We start from the raw sequence: 16316 nt of genomic DNA, 5'->3' as shown, positions 1-16316 counted from the left end.
TGAGATTACCTATTTAGTTCACACAGTTGCCAATACATTCCATGCAGCCAAAAGAAAAGGGACCACATTGCTGTGATCCCTTTGTATAACTGGTGGGTCGGGCGAGATTAGAGTTTCCCGTTCCAAGGGTTAAATTACTTTTTCATTCTTCAGGCGATTAATTTCTTCTTCTGAAAATCCAAGAGCCGTATAGAAGGATTGATTATCTTCACCAGTTTTCGGGCCAGTTTTAATTGGGATATCTAAAATCTCAGGAATTCTGGGTACTGCACAGGGTGCTGGGATGCTTCCCAATTCAGCATCATTTAGTCGAATAATCCCTTGCCTAGCTTTAACTTGAGGATCTTTGAGGACATCCTCAATGTCATATACCTTTGTGTATGGAATATCTGACTCATTTAATGTAATCTCAACTTGTTGATAGGTGTTGTTCTGAAACCAGCCAGCAATTCCGTTATCTAGCTCTATTACGTTTTTGCAGCGCTGAGGATTATTTGTGAATCTTGGATCATCTATCCATTCTGATTTGTTGATGGCGTTGCATAATCTCTTGAATATTGCATCCGAGGATGCAACCAGGGTTACCCACTTTCCATCCTTGGTCTGATACATATTTGATGGGGCGGTATAGCTTGCTCTATTGCCTTCATGCTTTCGGTTGATGCCCAAGAATTCATATTCAACGGCAAGAGGGTCTAGCAGTCTAAATAAAGCTTCAGTTGCAGATAGATCAATTTCAAATCCACCCTGAGAGGGGTCTCTCCTTAACGATGCTATGGATGAAGCAATGCTAAATGCCCCAAACAGGCCCGCAACTAAATCTCCAATAGGCAGGTTTGGATGCTGTGGGCCACTTTCGGAAGTGCCAATGAGATTGGTTAATCCACTCATGGCTTCAAATATTCTGGCAAACCCTGGACGTTCTGCGTAGGGACCAGTTTGTCCAAATCCAGTTAATCGGAGAACTAGTAAATTTGGGTTGGCTTTTAATAGGGTTTTCAAATCAAGCCCCCAGCGATCTAATGTGCCAGTTCTGAAGTTTTCTACTAGTACATCGGTATCTTTCAGAATCTTTAGAAATATTTCCTTACCTTTCGGGTTTCTTACATCAAGGGTAATCCCTTTCTTTCCGCGATTTACTGTTTTCCAATAGAGCGCATGATCAGGCGTAGTTGGTGCCAATCCCCTAAGGGCGTCAGATCCATTGGGTAACTCAATTTTTATTACATCTGCTCCAAGGTCGCTGCATAGAGTGGAGGCAAATGGGGCGGCAATTACCGTTGATAAATCAATAATCCGTACATCTTGAAGTAATTGGGGGCGAGATGTCATATAGGTACCAGGCAAATAAAAGGATTAAACCTAAGTTCTTTTTTATTGTGCCACTGTTTCGCACAGCGAAACAGTGGATAAAATGAATTGTGGATTTAATAAAAAGAGAAGAGGATTGCTTTATGTCTAAAAGCGTTAGCTATCATGATTGATCGTCAATTTGCAATCAACTTAAGTAGGGGTTTGGAAGTGCTTCGTGCATTTACCCCGACTGATCAGCTTTTAGGAAATCGCGAACTTTGCGAACGAACATCGCTACCTAAAGCAACCATTTCTCGCTTGACATACACCTTAGAGAAGTTGGGATATTTATTGCGAGTTGAGCGATTGCAAAAATATCGCCTTGGTCCTGGCGTACTGATGCTGGGATATCCAATGTTAGCTAGTATGGATATTCGCCATCTTGCCAGACCTCATATGGAAAAATTGGCTGCCAAGACAAAATGGACAGTTAACTTAGGGATGCTAGGGCGCTTGGAAGTGGTTTATGTAGATGCCTTGCGTTTAGATAAGAAGAACTTTCTCAAGCCTGATATTGGAAGTAGCCGGCCTTTGCTTACAACTTCAATTGGGCGAGCATTATTGCTTGCATCGACAGAGGTGGATCAAAAGGCAATCTTAAATCGCCTGAAAATAGCCGACCCATCCCAGTATCGACGAGACATTGGCTGCTTTTATCGCGATCAAGAGTTTTATGAAAAAAACGCCTATTGTTTAAGTAGAGGGGACTGGGAGGGTGATGTTTATGCCGTAGCGGTGCCGCTGCGTGTTGGGAGCAGTGATGATCCTCTGATTGCTCTGAATTGCACGATTAGTGGTGCAAAACTCTCGCAGGTGGATATCGCTAGAACTGTTATTCCGCATTTATTTGAGGCAAAGCGCAATATTGAACGAGATGGTGGAGTAACTTATATGAATAGAGGGCGATAAGTGATCAATGATATTGAAGTTAACAATAGGCGATTGGAGAATATTCGCCGGTTTGTTCGAGAGATTGCAATTCCTGCGGAGGCCCAAGTTGTAGAAGAAAACAAGATTTCTGAATCTATTGTTGATCAGATGAGGGCTAATGGCTATTTTGGTTGGAGTATCCCCAAGGAGTACGGTGGAAGTGGCCTAACTACAGAAGAGTTGGCGCTTGCAAATATTGAGTTATCACAGGCTGCCACTGCATTTAGGGCGCGCGCTGGTACGAATACTGGTATTGGATCTGAAGGTTTAGTGCAGGATGGAACCCGTGCCCAAAAAGAGAAGTGGTTGCCAAGATTGGCATCGGGCGAGATTACTGGATGCCTTGCTTTAACGGAGCCAGAGGCTGGATCGGATGCAACGGCATTGCAATCTACCGCTGTAAGTGATGGAGATGGTCAATTTTTAATTAACGGCACAAAACGTTATATTACTAATGCACCGATTGCTGATCTATTCACTGTTTTTGCAAGAACAGATTTAAATGATTTATCTCACAAGGGGATTACCGCTTTTTTAATTTCGAGAGAAACTCCAGGGATATCGACAGGTCCTGAGCATAAGAAAATGGGGCAATCTGGATCACCGGTATCCGAAGTGTATTTAAATAATGTTCGCGTATGTTCTGATGATGTGTTGGGTGGTCAGTTGGGCATGGGTTTTGCAACAGCCATGAAGGCACTGAATAAACAGCGCATAAATTTAGCGGCATTATGTATTGGGCCAGCTATTCGATTGTTGGATGAAGCCTTAAGACATGTGAAAACTCGTGAGCAGTTTGGTAAGCCAATATCAGAGTTCCAGCTAATTCAGGCAATGCTGGCGGAAAGCAAAGTGGAGATTGAGGCTGCAAAAAGCCTGGTGCTAGAAACAGCAAGATCACGAGATCGAGGCGAGGATGTCACTACCCAAGCATCAATTTGCAAATACTATGCCTCTGAAATGTGCGGCAGAGTGGCAGATCGAGTGGTTCAAATTTTTGGTGGCGCGGGGTATTGTGCTGATATCGGGGGTCCGATAGAAATGTTGTACAGAGATGTGCGTTTATTTCGCCTGTATGAGGGCACTAGTCAGATTCACCTGCTTAATATTGCTAAGCGAATTTTGAAGTAATTCTTAAGGAAATATCTTATGAAAAAATATATTGTTAGTGCAATTTGCATTGCGTCATTATGTGTCGGAGTGGCAAATGCACAGGAATGGCCAAATCGATCAATACGATTCATTTCCCCATTTGCACCTGGGGGTTCTAACGATATCGCCACAAGAGTGATAGCTGAAAAGCTAAGCCCGAAACTTTCACAAGCGATTATTGTTGAAAATAAGCCTGGCGCGAATATACGCATTGCCTCAGAAATGATTGCTAAGGCAGAGCCTGATGGTTATAACTTCATTATGGTGGCGGCGCCACACACAACTAATCCTGCTTTATATGGACAGCTTCCTTATGACACGGTGAAGGATTTCACTCCTATTATCCAAACGGTAAGAGCTCCACTGTTTTTAATGGTGCCTGCTAATTCACCAATCAAGAATGTCGCAGAACTTCTAGCGGCATCAGCAAAATCGCCAAATGGACTTAATGTCTCGAGCCCCGGAAATGGTACCGCACCACATTTGGCTTTAGAGTTATTTAACAATATCGCTAAATCAAATCTCACTCACATTCCGTATAAAGGTGATGCTCCCGCAGTTACCGATATCTTGGGAGAAAGGGTTGATGCAGGCGTTCACCCAATCATCTCACCACTACCTCATATTAAGAATGGAAAGATTCGGGTTCTTGCAGTATTTGGATCTACTAGATCTCCGCTGTTGCCAGATGTGCCATCTCTCGGTGAGTTGGGTTACCCAAATACAGAGGTTTACACATGGTTTGGATTGGTTGGTCCAGCAAAACTGCCGGTAAAAATTGTTGATCGCCTAAACAAGGATATCAATGAAATCTTGGCTCAGCCTGAGATCAAACAACGATTTGCTGATATGGGTATGGAAACAGTAGGCGGAACTCCGGAACAGTTCTCAAAATATGTTCGGGACGATATTGCAAAGTGGAGAGCTTTGGTTGCAAAGAGAAATATTAAGCCTGACTAATCATGTTTGTCGGATTTCCCGACAAGCCATCCTCTAAAGTGTCGCGAAACGCGACACTTGCAAGTCGCTTACGGTCACCCAGCGCCTTCTATCCTGACCCATCTCGGTTCAACTGATCTTCTATTGAGTCTACGCAGTGACCAACACATTCCATTCAACCAAAAGAAAAAGCCCCTAGATTTCTCTAGAGGCTTTTGTATAACTGGTGGGTCGGGCGAGATTCGAACTCGCGACCAACGGATTAAAAGACGTCAAATTGTGTTTAAACAGTTGTTAAGACATTAACCTAAACCTGTCTAGAAAGTACCGCGATATCGGTGGGTGGTCTTGTGGAGCAGATTGGTACGATGTGGAGGTCGATTGGTATCGACAATGGTTTTTCGGGGAAGTCGACAAATCCGGTGGACTATTGATTACTTTAATATCTTCTGTATGAGGCGATCATTTTGCATCAAAAGATTTCCTCCAATGAGTTCAACACGAGACTGCCATGCTTGTGCAAGATTGAGAGGTAGATGCTGAGAGAGGACTTCAAAAAATAGCGCCTTCCAGTCCTCTAGGAGTTCTTGTGTAAAGCCTGCAGCGAAGTGCTTATTTACTGGGTCGTACTTATATGGGCTGTTGGGTATTCCGCCTAGCACTACCCACCAAAACTCGGCAATTTTTTCTTTGTGCTCTTTCCAGTGAGTCACAATTGAAAACGGCTTAGAAAGGGTGGGATGGTTTTGAATGCGATCATAAAAATCATAAACCACCTCATCAATCGACTCCCGCCCAATTTGGTAGGCTAAAGGAGTGCGTTCTGATGGTTTAACGAGGCTCATGAGTAGAAAAATCCATGAGCGCCCAATACCGATATGACTAAGGTAGTTAGGCTGAGCACCAGAATGATCGAGTGAACAATTTGGGTTTTACGTAAGTTCGTAATGCTGTGACCATCCTTGACCATGCGACCATGGTTTCTTAGAATAAATGGCTCAATGACAAAGAGTGCCAAAAAGAATAGTGACCAAACAAACACCATCGCATGCATCCAAAAGAATTGAAGTTGCGAAAATCGACTCCAAGCTTCTAGTTTGTATGTCATATAAAAGCCCGAAATACCCGCCAACAAAACCATGATTCTGGCTATAGAGGCGAATCGATTCTCAACAATATTAAATATAGTTAACTGATCCTGTTGAAATGATGATCGCCTGAGCATGGGTATGAGCACTATAGTGACAAAGCTTACCCCTCCCATCCAAATGACTACACTAAGGATGTGTACCGCTCTTGCTATAGTTAAGTCGCTCATAGGCTTGATTTACGTGGATATTGGAGTTTTTATTATCCCTCTAAGCGTCACGAAACGCGACACTTGATTGTCGGGAAAACCGATAAACTTGCCTAAGTTATAGCTGGACTATAAGATAAAGCGTAGTCTCCAACTGGCTGTAAATTGATACCCGCTCCCTAGCGGGTATTTTTTTATGGTGAATTGTCTAGTTACGGGACGGTTGATTTAATTTTTTGGATTACGAATTTCGTTAAAACGAGTTTCCAATTCCTTACGCATTTTTCTGCGGAGCTCTGCACTCTTGAATCTGCGAATCTCGTCTGGTGTTGTCGGATCGTATTTTGGCACCTGGGTGGGTTTGCGATTTTCATCCATGGCTACCATCGTTAAAAAACAACTATTCACATGCCGCACCACTTTAGTGAGAATATTTTCGGCAATTACTTTGATGCCAACTTCAATCGATGAGGTGCCAGTATAGTTAACCGAAGCAAGGAAGGTGAGCAATTCGCCCACATGAATAGGCTGCTTAAAGATTACTTGATCTACGCTGAGTGTTACTACATGTTTGCCAGCATACCTACTAGCGCAGGCATAAGCAACTTGGTCAAGTAGTTTAAGGACATCTCCACCATGAACATTTCCAAAGAAGTTTGTCTTGTCTGGAGTCATTAAGACTGTCATGGTCAGTTGGTGATTTGGTAAATTCATGATTAATTTATCAAGTTATGGATATAGGCCACGATCTTCTCTTGCGCGAAGGATCCGAGTGCAACCAATAATAAAAGTAGCCGTGCGTAAAGTGACGTGATGCTTCTGGGCTGTTTCCCAGATGCTATCAAAGGCTTCTTTCATAATAGACACAAGACGAGCATTAATCTCTTTTTCGCTCCAAAAGAAGCTAGAGAAGTCCTGAACCCACTCAAAATAGCTAACTGTAACGCCGCCTGCATTCGCAATGACATCGGGGATTACTAATATTTTCCGTTCCGCAAGAATGTCGTCAGCGGCAGGTGTTGTTGGTCCGTTTGCGCCTTCTATCACCATGCGTGCTTTGATTAATGGCGCATTTTCTTCAGTGATTTGTCCTTCTAGGGCCGCAGGAATTAACACATCGCAATCTACTTCCCAAAAAAGAGTTGAATTAATTGATTCAGCGCTGGGAAAGCCGGCTACACCGCCTTGAGAATGAACATATTCTTGAAGTAGCCTAACATCAATGCCTGAGCCGCAATAAATTGCACCACTATGATCTTGAACAGAAACCAGAATGGCTCCGGCTTCAACAAATAACTGGGCAGCGATTGATCCCACGTTCCCAAAGCCTTGAACGGCTAATTTAGAACCTTCAATCGTTAGGCCGGTTTTATGTGCAGCCTCAATGCCAACAGTAAATACTCCGCGACCAGTTGCCTCCCTCCTACCTAGTGATCCACCAAGAGCGATAGGCTTACCAGTGACAACTCCGGTAGAGGTGCTGCCTTCATTCATGGAGTAGGTATCCATCATCCACGCCATGATTTGCGCATCTGTATTGACATCAGGCGCTGGAATATCTTTTGTGGGTCCAATAATTGAGCCAATTTCGCTGGTATAGCGGCGCGTTATCCGCTCAAGCTCGCCGCGTGATAGTAATTTTGGGTCAACGCGGATGCCCCCTTTAGCGCCGCCAAAAGGTAAATTAACAGCAGCATTTTTTACTGACATCCAGGCTGATAGAGCCATGACTTCTGACAATGTAACGTCTTGATGGAAGCGAACGCCGCCCTTCCCAGGGCCGCGTGAGGTGTTGTGTTGTACCCGATAGCCCTCAAAGTGCGCTATTGTCCCATCATCTAGGTGAATTGGCACATCTACGATCAACGCTTTCTTTGGACGTTTTAAGGTTTCAACCCAACGAGAAAGGTCGCCCAAATATGGCGTTACTCTATCAACCTGATTTAAAAAAGTTCCCCACGGGCCTAATTTATCTGGTTGCAGATAAGATGGTAAGGCATGGGTTGTTTTGTATAAAGCTGAGCCAGTTTGTATATTTTGTTTACTCATTACAAGGCACTTTCGAAATTACTAATCTATCTTTAGCAAGTTTTATCATCTCAAAACATCTTTTTTAACGAGACTAATGCATAGTTGTTCGCTTGCAGTTTTTCGCGTAAATACTTGGCTGTATTTACCGCATCAGCGTTATCACCATGAACGCAGATACTATGAATATTGCAAGGGATTTTTTTTCCACTAGTACTAATAATTGCTCTAGCTTCTAGCATCTTGAGTATATGTTGATAGCTATTTTCAGCTCCATGAACCATCGCATTTTTTTCACTTCGTGGAACTAACTGGGCATCATCTTGATATGCCCGATCGGCAAAAATTTCTGCAGCAACCCGCAGTCCTGCTTCCTCTCCTGCAATAAGTAAGGCAGAACATGCTGGCGCCAAGAGAATTAATTGATCATCAAAAGTTCTAATTGCATTAACAATTTGACGGGCAAGCTGAATATCTGCGCACGCCATATTATTTAATGCGCCATGAGGTTTGACATGCTCAAGTGTCATATTTTGTGTTTGCGCCATTCCCTGCAGTGCCCCTAACTGGTAGAACAATATAGCCTCAAGTTCGGCCTCCGAGAGCTGCATTGGGCGACGACCAAAACCCTGTAAATCGGGGAAGGAGGGGTGCGCTCCTATTCCTACATGATGCTTATGAGCATCTTCTAAAGTTCGAAGAATGACTAGTGGGTCGCCAGCATGAAATCCGCAGGCTAGGTTTGCGCTATTGACTAAAGATAACATCTCAGAGTCACTACCCATCTTCCAGTTACCAAAGCTTTCACCTAAGTCTGCATTGATATTAATTTTTGTTTTCATATAGTTAATTCCAATTTATATCTCCTTACTCCTCAGAGCCACTAAGAACCCCTGAAACTAAATTCGAGTTATATAAAGCAATAAAATCTATAGAGCCAGGTGGCAAAAATGGTTTGATACTTTGCTTCCATGCTTCAAATAGTTCAGTTTTCTTATTTAGAGCTTCTTTTGCTTCTTGGTGGTTGACCTTTATAAAGCGCAAGGTATCACCAGGCTTTCTATGCGCTAGCTTTGATAGGTCGGCGCTAATAACGGTTGCAATTTTTGGATATCCACCACTAGTTTGGCAATCAGCTAATAAGATGATTGGCTGACCATTGGCTGGAACTTGAATCGCTCCTGGAATGACGCCGTCAGAGACAATATCTGCTCCTAGTTCATTGTGGGCTATAGGTGTCCCTTCAAGACGCATTCCCATGCGATCAGTTTGGCGACTGATAGTCCACGGTTGAGAAAAAAACTGATCTATTGATTCTGGGGAAAAGTGATTCTCCTGGGGGCCCAATATCACGCGAATATCCCCACTCTCATTGATCCATTTTTTTGTGGCTTTCAATTCTGTGGGAATTTCTGCAGCAGCCTCTTGGCATGACAAGATATCGCCAGAGCTTAAGACTAGACCATGATGCCCCCCAATCCTCGCCTTTGGGTAGCTAGAGCGGCTCTTCAATTGTTTTGGGACAAGTATTCCGCCGGACAAAGCCGCATATGCAACACCACTTTTGACGGAATCTATAACTAAGCTTTGACCAGGCGGCACTAGTACACTTTCAAATGCATCTACCTGTGTTCGCATTCCTTGTGGGTCAGCTAACCAAGCGCCAATATCGCCTGCTAAAGCAATTCTTATCGGTTTATTGACTGCTTTTATTGTCGGTCCGCTCCAGCGTATTTCAAATCCAGCGGAATCGAGTGGGTTATTAACAAGGGCATTTGCTGCTGATAAAAGATTTGCATCTAGCGCGCCAGAGAGCGGTACGCCAATACTTCGATATCCAATTCGTCCAAAATCTTGAATGCTGACAGCAATACCAGGATTGGTAATTTCAAACGTTGCACTCACGACCAGTCCTTTATTTCTAATATGCTGTCACGATCCCAGTTAGTTTTTTGACATTCAATCTTGAGTTCAGCATACCTAGCTTTATTGATAGAGCACCAATGAATTTGATCTCCCGAAGCAATAAGCGCAGGGTGATCGCTATGGTTTACGTCAAATAGTGGGACAGGTGTTTGACCTAAAAGTCTCCATCCTCCCGGACTCTCCCAGGGATAAACTGCGCACATACCTGCAGCTATTGCAATAGATCCCGCAGGTACTGTTAACCGTGGATTAGCCAAACGAGGGATATTTAATGAATCAGGTAAGCCGCCAAGGTAAGGGAAGCCAGGCAAAAAACCAATCATATAAACTGAAAAAACAGACGAAGTCATTAGATCAATGACTTTATTAACTTCTAGATTTTTTAATTGCGCAACTTCATTTAAATCAGGCCCAAATTCATCTTCAAAACATACAGGGATATAAAGTTGTCTACCTTCTGACACTTGATTTCCTGAGTTTTGGGCAAGATTTAATAATTCTGATCCAAGCAGAATTCCATCTACTTTTGCCGGATCATAGTAAACACTAACTGATCGAAAGCTTGGCAGATACTCCAGTATCTTTTCTGCAATATCAGTACTTTTTTGAAGAGCATTACAAAATCCCAATACCCTTGAATGAATCACAGGATCAATGCTTGAGCCAAACTCTATGGTCCAGGCGCCATCCCCTAATGCGAGTAAGCGAGGTTGTTGCAAGTTGTTCATTGCTTACATTGATGCCGCAGCTCTTGCTGCCTGATCGTAGACGCCAGAGAGCATTCGTAGTAAAGAGGCAAGTTGGCCTATATCGCGGTTCAATCCCTCATCGGCATTTAGCGCCTTGATAAGGCAATGTTCGCGTACGGCGCGATAGCGTTCAACATGTTCATTTCCTAGCTCCGTGCTGGCATAAGTTACTTCTTTTCCCTTTTTGGAAGAAGAGACAACCCCGATGCTTTGTAATTTTTTTAATGAGTAGTTAATTAAATGTGTATCTTCCACATTCATGATGAAGCAGATATCGGCTAGCTTTTTATCCCTGGCTCGATGGGTTACATGATGCAGAACCAAAACGTCTAAAGGGGTTAAGTCTTTAAGTCCTGCTGCCGCCATGCAATGAACAATCCAGCGATGAAATGCGTTACCAGCAACAATCAGGCCAAATTCAAATTCACTCATTTCAGCGCTATGGGGTGACACTAAATGGGCTGAGGAAACGATGGGTTGGCTAGGCGTAACTTTTTTAGCTTGATTTGATTCAATAGATTGCATTTTCATCTCTTTAAATCCCCTTCATATGACTCTAAAAGTACTTCTTGACCGTTATTATAGGGTTTATAAAAACAAATTGTTGACAATTTAATGATAATTAGGGAATATACTAATGCCAATTTATCTTTGTGGTGATAAATTTCATCACATTAGTGTTTTTCCACCCCCAAGGAGTTAATCATCATGAAGCGTCCTTTATTTGCTGTAAGTGGTCTGATTCTGGCAATGTCGATATTCACAAGCCAAGCGCAAGCTCAGGTGAAGTGGGACTTGGCTTCTGCCTATCCAACGAGCAATTTCCATTCTGAAAATTTGATTCAATTTGCTAATGATGTTGATAAGTCAACTGGCGGTAAGCTCAAAATTACTGTTCATGCCAATGCATCATTATTCAAAGCTACTGAAATTAAACGTGCAGTTCAAGGTGGGCAAGCTCAAGCCGGTGAAATTATTGAGGCGAATTATCAAAATGAATGGCAAATTTACGGTGCTGATGGCTTGCCATTTTTAGCTGATAGTTATGAGGAGTCAGCAAAACTGCAAGCTGCTCAAAAGCCATTAATTGAAAAAAAATTAGCAGAACAAGGAATGCTTTATCTCTATTCCACCCCATGGCCGCCACAAGGTCTATTCAGTAAAAAGCCAATTACTAGCGCCAGCGATCTCAAGGGGATCAAATGGAGAGCTTATAGCCCGGCAACTGCAAGAATTGCAGATCTCGTCAATGCACAACCTGTAACGGTTCAGGCTGCTGAATTATCTCAGGCCTTGGCAACTGGAGTGGTTGAGGCGACTATGACCTCTAGTGCGACAGGTGTTGATAGTAAGTTATTTGAGCACCTAAAGTACTACTATGACTTGCAAGCATGGCTACCTAAAAATCTAGTTATCGTTAACAAAAAATCCTTTGATTCATTAGATAAGTCTTCGCAAGATGCTTTATTAAAAGCAGCTGCAAGTGCAGAGGCTCGTGGCTTGGCAGCAAGTAAGCGTGTTAATCAGGAAGCTAAAGATAAGTTAAAAGCCAACGGCATTCAAATCATGCCTCCATCACCTCAGCTTACAGCTGATATGAAAAAGGTTGGCGACACTATGCTTAAGGAATGGCTTGAAAAAGCTGGGCCAGATGGCAAAACTCTTTTAGATACATATCGCCGTTAATCATGGAAAATTCAGTTAATCCACAAGCCCGCTCTTCAATACGACGATTTTTGGATGGTCTTTATGCGTTAGGTGGAGCTTTGTCTGCCTGCGCAGTATTAATTATCCTGATTCTAATGATTGGGGCATCGATCGGTCGTCAATTAGATTGGCGGGTATCGTGGATTAATGATGTTGTTGCTTGGTTGTGTGCATCAGCCGCATTCTTTGGTATGGCGTATAGCTTTCGCAACGGTGATTTTGTTAGGGTAACACTTTTGCTCGAATCAGTATCGCCAGCAGTACGTCGATGGATGGAATTTATTTCATTGGCAATTGCGTTTATTGCAATTAGCTATCTAGGCTATTGGGCCACCTTATTTACTTATCAAAGCTGGGAATTTAACGAGATCGCAGGAAATATGGTGGCTATTCCGATTTGGATTCCACAATGCAGTTTCGTGATTGGATCAATCATCTTAATGATAGCGGTGGTTGATGAATGTTTATGTGTAGTGCGCGGCGCAAAGCCTAGTTACGTCGTTCGAGTAGAAGAACGGCATGCGCGTGGCGATTTCTCTGAGGAGCTGTAATGGGATTGCTCGAAATAGGCGGGTTGCTTTTATTTATCATGCTTCTCATGCTGGGTGGCGGTGTTTGGATAGCGATGACACTGGCAATCGTGGGTTGGATTGGTCAGGCTTATTTTACAAATACGCAACCAGGTCTTAATTTGTTCTCCTCATTTTGGGAAACTGCATCCAGTTGGGAGTTGGCTGCCTTACCCCTGTTTATTTGGATGGGAGAAATTCTTTATAGAACAAAACTATCCGAACAAATGTTTGATGGCTTATCGCCTTGGCTCTCTAAAGTTCCTGGGCGATTAATGCATACCACCATTTTGGGGTGTGGAATTTTTGGCTCCGTATCTGGATCTTCAGCGGCAACTTGCGCAACGATTGCTAAGGTAGCCTTGCCCGAATTAGACCGTCGTGGCTACGACAAGAGTCTCGCCTTAGGCTCTCTTTCAGCAGCTGGTGGATTAGGTATTTTGATTCCACCATCAATTACGATGGTTGTATATGCTGTTGCTGCAGATACTAGCGTAATTCGATTATTTTTAGCTGGTTTTTTACCAGGATTTTTATTGATGGGCTTATTCTCCGGCTACATCATTTGGTGGAGTTTGCGTCATCCAGATAAGGTGCCACCGGCTGAGCTTCCCACTACTTTTTGGCAAAAAATTCATCGCTCAGGAAGCTTGATTCCGTGTGGCTTACTGATTGTTTTCATTGTCTGGGTTTTAGTAGCCGGTATTGCGACGGCGACCGAATGTGCTGCCTGGGGTGTGGTGGGCTCGCTAGCTATTGCTGCAGCTGGACGTAGTTTGACATGGCAAAATTTTTGGCAAGGCTTAGTGGGCGCCACTAGAGTTAGTTGCATGATCATGTTTATTTTGGCTGGTGCTGCATTTTTAACGAAGACCATGGCATTTACTGGAATTCCACGCGAACTAGCTGAGTATGTTCAAAGTCTTAATTTATCTCCTTACGGTTTGATTGCTGTATTGGTTGTTGTCTACTTAATTTTAGGGACAGCTTTAGATGGTATCTCAATGATTATGTTGACTAGCGCAGTGATCTTGCCTTTAATTGAAAAGGCTGGCTTTGATCTAGTTTGGTTTGGAATTTTCATCATTATGTTGATTGAAATTGCAGAGATTACTCCACCAGTTGGATTTAATTTATTCGTTCTTCAGAATATGACTGGAATTGATAGCAACCGTATTGCGCGTATGACCTTACCATTTTTCGGTTGCATGATATTGGCTATTGTTCTCATCACAGTATTCCCTGATATTGTTACCAGTTTGCCAAATTGGTTTATGGGTGTAGAGCGCTAAAATTGAATTAAAAAGTTACATAAACCCTTATTTGAGCGATAAGGGTTTTTGGCATACTTTGTCGTGTTTCCCGACAAATCACATAGTCAAGTGTCGCGTTTCGCGACACTTGTAAGTCGTTTGAGACGCTCACGGTTACCCAGTCTTACCCAGCGTCCGTCATCCCCACCCAATTAACGCTAACAAGATCTCCGATTGAGTCCGCACAGCAACCACATTTGCCACAACCAAAAGAAAAAGCCCCTAGATTTCTCTAGAGGCTTTTGTATAACTGGTGGGTCGGGCGAGATTCGAACTCGCGACCAACGGATTAAAAGTCCGCTGCTCTACCGACTGAGCTACCGACCCAGTTAAGCCATAAATTATAGCAAGAAGTTTGTAGGCCATCCTCGGGTTTGCGGGGTCTGCCCGTCAGCCCTTGTAGTTACAAGTGGCTTATGAATTTACCCGTCTGGCGACCGGTGGATTTTTGGAAAAATACTCCTTAATTCCCCTCAAAATCGCCTCTGCGATCTTGTCCTGATAGTTATCGTCGTTTAGGCGGGCCTCTTCCTGTGGATTGCTAATAAAAGCGGTTTCTACGAGGATTGAGGGGATGTCTGGGGCCTTTAAAACCGCAAAACTGGCTTGTTCTACCTTGGGTTTATGTAGGGCTGCAAATCCACCAATTTGCTTCAAGATCGAATTACCCACCTGCAGGGAATCTTTAATCTGAGCAGTGGTCGACATATCTAGAAGTAAGTTGGCAACCTGCCTATCTTGCGTCTTGATATTGATGCCACCGATGAGATCGGAGGCATTCTCTTTATTGGCCATCCAGCGAGCGGTGGTACTACTAGCACCCATTTGCGAAAGTGCAAAGACGGAAGCGCCTCTAGCATTTCTTTCGATAAAGGCATCTGCATGAATCGATACAAAGAGATCTGCTTCAACACGGCGTGCTTTTTGTACTCGGACATGTAGAGGCACAAAGTAATCGCCATCTCTAGTCAAGAAGGGACGCATATACGCTTCGCCTTCAATCTTATCTTTGAGTCGCTTAGCAATTGCGAGAACAACATGTTTTTCCTTGGAGCCTGCTGCACCAATGGCGCCAGGATCCTCGCCGCCATGCCCAGGATCAATCGCAATGGTGATTAAGCGCTTGTATTTGGCAGGCGCTGGCAACTCTTTGGTTTCAGGTATAGCTTGAGCAACAGGGGCTGCCGGAACCTTGGCGAGCTCTTTTTCTTTTTTAGTCGCGAACTGCGCAATCAAATCCACCTCTTCATTGGATTTTTCAAGAGCAGTTTCTTTTTTGGCGCTGCTTCTCACCAAAGCCATTAAAGGATCAGGTGGTGTAGTGGGGTATAAGTCAAACACCATGCGGTAGTTGTACTCAGCTACTGGATCCAGCGTAAAGAGTTGTGGCTTGATAGGTTCTTTTAAGTCAAATACCAAACGCACAATACCCGGCTGAAATTGCCCCACTCGAACTTGCGAGATATAAGGATCGTTTGGTTTAACTTTGGCTACTAAATCTTTGAGGGTGGGATTGAGTTCCAATCCTTGTACGTCCACTACTAAACGATCTGGGTTAGTCAGAATCTGCTGAGTAATCGGTAGCGGTGTATCGGATTCCAGTGTTACGCGGGTGTAGTCCTCGGAAGGCCAAACGCGCACGCCCAATATCTTGGCGCCCCAGGCAATATCAACTTCAGTGAGTAATAGAGCAAAACTCAAGAACTTTGCTGAAGTCTTGAGAGTTTGTCTTTTGGAGAGGTTAATCTTTTTGGGTTTCATGTATGGCTTATCCATTACTAACGCATTAATTTGCTTGCGTCTCTAGTAATGCGCTTGCTCCAGACGGGGTTAAAGCATTGATCTTAATAGTCCGTTCATTCTCTTCCGCACCAGCAGCCAACTGAATCTGAATATCAAATGCAGGCAAAGTACCTTCTGCTTTTTCTGGCCACTCAATGAGGCAAATTCCTGGAACATCAAAGTGTTCTGCAAATCCTGCCTCTTGCCACTCCAAGGGATCGCGCATGCGATACAAATCAAAATGGTGAACGGTAATCGCTTGCTCTTTCAATTGCAGTGGATATGGTTCGCACAATGTGTAAGTAGGACTCTTTACTTTGCCCTCATGACCCATTGCTTGAATAAGGTATCTCGCAAAAGTCGTTTTGCCCGCACCCAAATCGCCCTCAAGGGAGATATTGAGATGTGAGCCTGGCTGCTTAGTCAGGTATTGCGTAAAACTGGTGGCTAGCTGCTTCGCAAGAGAGGCGGTGTCGGCTTCCTGCCTACAATAGAGATCTATTGCGGTGAGCGGGGACTGGATTGCCTGTGTTTGAGCCATTCCCCTAGTTTATTCAATTATTGCGCTACA

The 16316-nt window shown here is 43.6% G+C and carries 17 protein-coding genes and 1 tRNA gene; 6 read left to right on the top strand and 12 right to left on the bottom strand.

What is annotated here, in order from left to right:
- Positions 1-129 precede the first annotated feature (129 nt).
- Complete coding sequence (locus tag QMF28_RS06975; protein ID WP_281741923.1) at positions 130-1332, bottom strand: CaiB/BaiF CoA transferase family protein; 1203 nt, start codon at positions 1330-1332, stop codon at positions 130-132.
- Between the two features lie 144 nt (positions 1333-1476).
- On the opposite strand from QMF28_RS06975, the gene QMF28_RS06970 reads away from it, so the two are divergent.
- The 3 genes from QMF28_RS06970 to QMF28_RS06960 are packed head-to-tail and all read left to right on the top strand — an operon-like array spanning position 1477 to position 4395.
- The gene (locus QMF28_RS06970) at positions 1477-2262 is read left to right on the top strand and encodes an IclR family transcriptional regulator (RefSeq protein WP_281741922.1); all 786 of its coding nucleotides are present in this window, start codon (positions 1477-1479) and stop codon (positions 2260-2262) included.
- The gene (locus QMF28_RS06965) at positions 2263-3414 is read left to right on the top strand and encodes an acyl-CoA dehydrogenase family protein (protein ID WP_345739966.1); all 1152 of its coding nucleotides are present in this window, start codon (positions 2263-2265) and stop codon (positions 3412-3414) included.
- 18 nt (positions 3415-3432) lie between these two features.
- Positions 3433-4395: a Bug family tripartite tricarboxylate transporter substrate binding protein gene (locus QMF28_RS06960; protein WP_068324059.1), complete on the top strand. Its 963-nt coding sequence runs from the start codon at positions 3433-3435 to the stop codon at positions 4393-4395.
- 413 nt (positions 4396-4808) lie between these two features.
- Here QMF28_RS06960 and QMF28_RS06955 read toward each other — a convergent pair whose 3' ends face one another.
- The 8 genes from QMF28_RS06955 to QMF28_RS06920 form a co-directional block, all read right to left on the bottom strand.
- Positions 4809-5219, bottom strand: coding sequence for a group III truncated hemoglobin (locus QMF28_RS06955; protein WP_281741917.1), 411 nt, complete (start codon positions 5217-5219; stop codon positions 4809-4811).
- Positions 5216-5482: a hypothetical protein gene (locus tag QMF28_RS06950; RefSeq protein WP_281741916.1), complete on the bottom strand. Its 267-nt coding sequence runs from the start codon at positions 5480-5482 to the stop codon at positions 5216-5218. Before QMF28_RS06950 ends, QMF28_RS06955 begins: the two co-directional genes overlap by 4 nt.
- A 417-nt stretch (positions 5483-5899) precedes the next feature.
- Complete coding sequence (locus QMF28_RS06945) at positions 5900-6385, bottom strand: acyl-CoA thioesterase (RefSeq protein ID WP_281741915.1); 486 nt, start codon at positions 6383-6385, stop codon at positions 5900-5902.
- A 15-nt stretch (positions 6386-6400) separates the two neighbouring features.
- Entirely contained in the window at positions 6401-7720 is a 1320-nt protein-coding gene (locus QMF28_RS06940) for a Glu/Leu/Phe/Val family dehydrogenase (protein WP_281741913.1), read from the bottom strand.
- Between the two features lie 50 nt (positions 7721-7770).
- Positions 7771-8541: a LamB/YcsF family protein gene (locus tag QMF28_RS06935; RefSeq protein WP_281741911.1), complete on the bottom strand. Its 771-nt coding sequence runs from the start codon at positions 8539-8541 to the stop codon at positions 7771-7773.
- 25 nt (positions 8542-8566) lie between these two features.
- Positions 8567-9604, bottom strand: a complete 1038-nt coding sequence (locus QMF28_RS06930; protein ID WP_281741909.1) for a 5-oxoprolinase subunit C family protein — start codon at positions 9602-9604, stop codon at positions 8567-8569.
- Positions 9601-10353, bottom strand: coding sequence for a 5-oxoprolinase subunit PxpB (gene pxpB, locus QMF28_RS06925; RefSeq protein ID WP_281741907.1), 753 nt, complete (start codon positions 10351-10353; stop codon positions 9601-9603). Before pxpB ends, QMF28_RS06930 begins: the two co-directional genes overlap by 4 nt.
- Positions 10354-10356: 3 nt before the next feature.
- Positions 10357-10899, bottom strand: a complete 543-nt coding sequence (locus QMF28_RS06920) for a winged helix DNA-binding protein (protein ID WP_216188457.1) — start codon at positions 10897-10899, stop codon at positions 10357-10359.
- A gap of 183 nt (positions 10900-11082) precedes the next feature.
- Between QMF28_RS06920 and QMF28_RS06915 the strand changes: the two genes are divergently transcribed.
- Genes QMF28_RS06915 through QMF28_RS06905 form a run of 3 tightly spaced genes read left to right on the top strand, consistent with a single transcriptional unit; the run spans position 11083 to position 13942 of the window.
- Complete coding sequence (locus QMF28_RS06915) at positions 11083-12060, top strand: TRAP transporter substrate-binding protein (protein WP_281741906.1); 978 nt, start codon at positions 11083-11085, stop codon at positions 12058-12060.
- Positions 12061-12062: 2 nt separating this feature from the next.
- Positions 12063-12632 (top strand): TRAP transporter small permease subunit, encoded by a 570-nt coding sequence (locus QMF28_RS06910; protein WP_281741905.1) that lies wholly within the window; start codon positions 12063-12065, stop codon positions 12630-12632.
- Positions 12632-13942, top strand: a complete 1311-nt coding sequence (locus QMF28_RS06905; RefSeq protein WP_281741904.1) for a TRAP transporter large permease — start codon at positions 12632-12634, stop codon at positions 13940-13942. The genes QMF28_RS06910 and QMF28_RS06905 overlap by 1 nt, the downstream gene beginning before the upstream one ends.
- Positions 13943-14214: 272 nt before the next feature.
- Here the strand turns inward: QMF28_RS06905 and QMF28_RS06900 are convergent.
- The 3 genes from QMF28_RS06900 to tsaE form a co-directional block, all read right to left on the bottom strand.
- A tRNA-Lys gene (locus tag QMF28_RS06900) sits at positions 14215-14290 on the bottom strand.
- Between the two features lie 87 nt (positions 14291-14377).
- Complete coding sequence (locus QMF28_RS06895) at positions 14378-15739, bottom strand: N-acetylmuramoyl-L-alanine amidase (RefSeq protein ID WP_281741903.1); 1362 nt, start codon at positions 15737-15739, stop codon at positions 14378-14380.
- Positions 15740-15749: 10 nt separating this feature from the next.
- Positions 15750-16286: a tRNA (adenosine(37)-N6)-threonylcarbamoyltransferase complex ATPase subunit type 1 TsaE gene (gene tsaE, locus QMF28_RS06890; RefSeq protein WP_281741901.1), complete on the bottom strand. Its 537-nt coding sequence runs from the start codon at positions 16284-16286 to the stop codon at positions 15750-15752.
- Positions 16287-16316 lie beyond the last annotated feature (30 nt).

The sequence above is a fragment of the Polynucleobacter yangtzensis genome (genome assembly GCF_027924165.1).
GTDB lineage: Bacteria > Pseudomonadota > Gammaproteobacteria > Burkholderiales > Burkholderiaceae > Polynucleobacter > Polynucleobacter yangtzensis.
This window is presented reverse-complemented; position numbering and strand designations above follow the sequence as displayed.

What these genes read in the sequence shown, in the direction of transcription:
- QMF28_RS06975 (WP_281741923.1), bottom strand. Translation starts at nt 1,332, where the DNA reads ATGACATCTCGCCCCCAATTACTTCAAGATGTACGGATTATTGATTTA.
- QMF28_RS06970 (WP_281741922.1), top strand. Translation starts at nt 1,477, where the DNA reads ATGATTGATCGTCAATTTGCAATCAACTTAAGTAGGGGTTTGGAAGTG.
- QMF28_RS06960 (WP_068324059.1), top strand. Translation starts at nt 3,433, where the DNA reads ATGAAAAAATATATTGTTAGTGCAATTTGCATTGCGTCATTATGTGTC.
- QMF28_RS06955 (WP_281741917.1), bottom strand. Translation starts at nt 5,219, where the DNA reads ATGAGCCTCGTTAAACCATCAGAACGCACTCCTTTAGCCTACCAAATT.
- QMF28_RS06950 (WP_281741916.1), bottom strand. Translation starts at nt 5,482, where the DNA reads ATGACATACAAACTAGAAGCTTGGAGTCGATTTTCGCAACTTCAATTC.
- QMF28_RS06945 (WP_281741915.1), bottom strand. Translation starts at nt 6,385, where the DNA reads ATGAATTTACCAAATCACCAACTGACCATGACAGTCTTAATGACTCCA.
- QMF28_RS06940 (WP_281741913.1), bottom strand. Translation starts at nt 7,720, where the DNA reads ATGAGTAAACAAAATATACAAACTGGCTCAGCTTTATACAAAACAACC.
- QMF28_RS06935 (WP_281741911.1), bottom strand. Translation starts at nt 8,541, where the DNA reads ATGAAAACAAAAATTAATATCAATGCAGACTTAGGTGAAAGCTTTGGT.
- pxpB (WP_281741907.1), bottom strand. Translation starts at nt 10,353, where the DNA reads ATGAACAACTTGCAACAACCTCGCTTACTCGCATTAGGGGATGGCGCC.
- QMF28_RS06920 (WP_216188457.1), bottom strand. Translation starts at nt 10,899, where the DNA reads ATGCAATCTATTGAATCAAATCAAGCTAAAAAAGTTACGCCTAGCCAA.
- QMF28_RS06915 (WP_281741906.1), top strand. Translation starts at nt 11,083, where the DNA reads ATGAAGCGTCCTTTATTTGCTGTAAGTGGTCTGATTCTGGCAATGTCG.
- QMF28_RS06910 (WP_281741905.1), top strand. Translation starts at nt 12,063, where the DNA reads ATGGAAAATTCAGTTAATCCACAAGCCCGCTCTTCAATACGACGATTT.
- QMF28_RS06905 (WP_281741904.1), top strand. Translation starts at nt 12,632, where the DNA reads ATGGGATTGCTCGAAATAGGCGGGTTGCTTTTATTTATCATGCTTCTC.
- QMF28_RS06895 (WP_281741903.1), bottom strand. Translation starts at nt 15,739, where the DNA reads ATGGATAAGCCATACATGAAACCCAAAAAGATTAACCTCTCCAAAAGA.
- tsaE (WP_281741901.1), bottom strand. Translation starts at nt 16,286, where the DNA reads ATGGCTCAAACACAGGCAATCCAGTCCCCGCTCACCGCAATAGATCTC.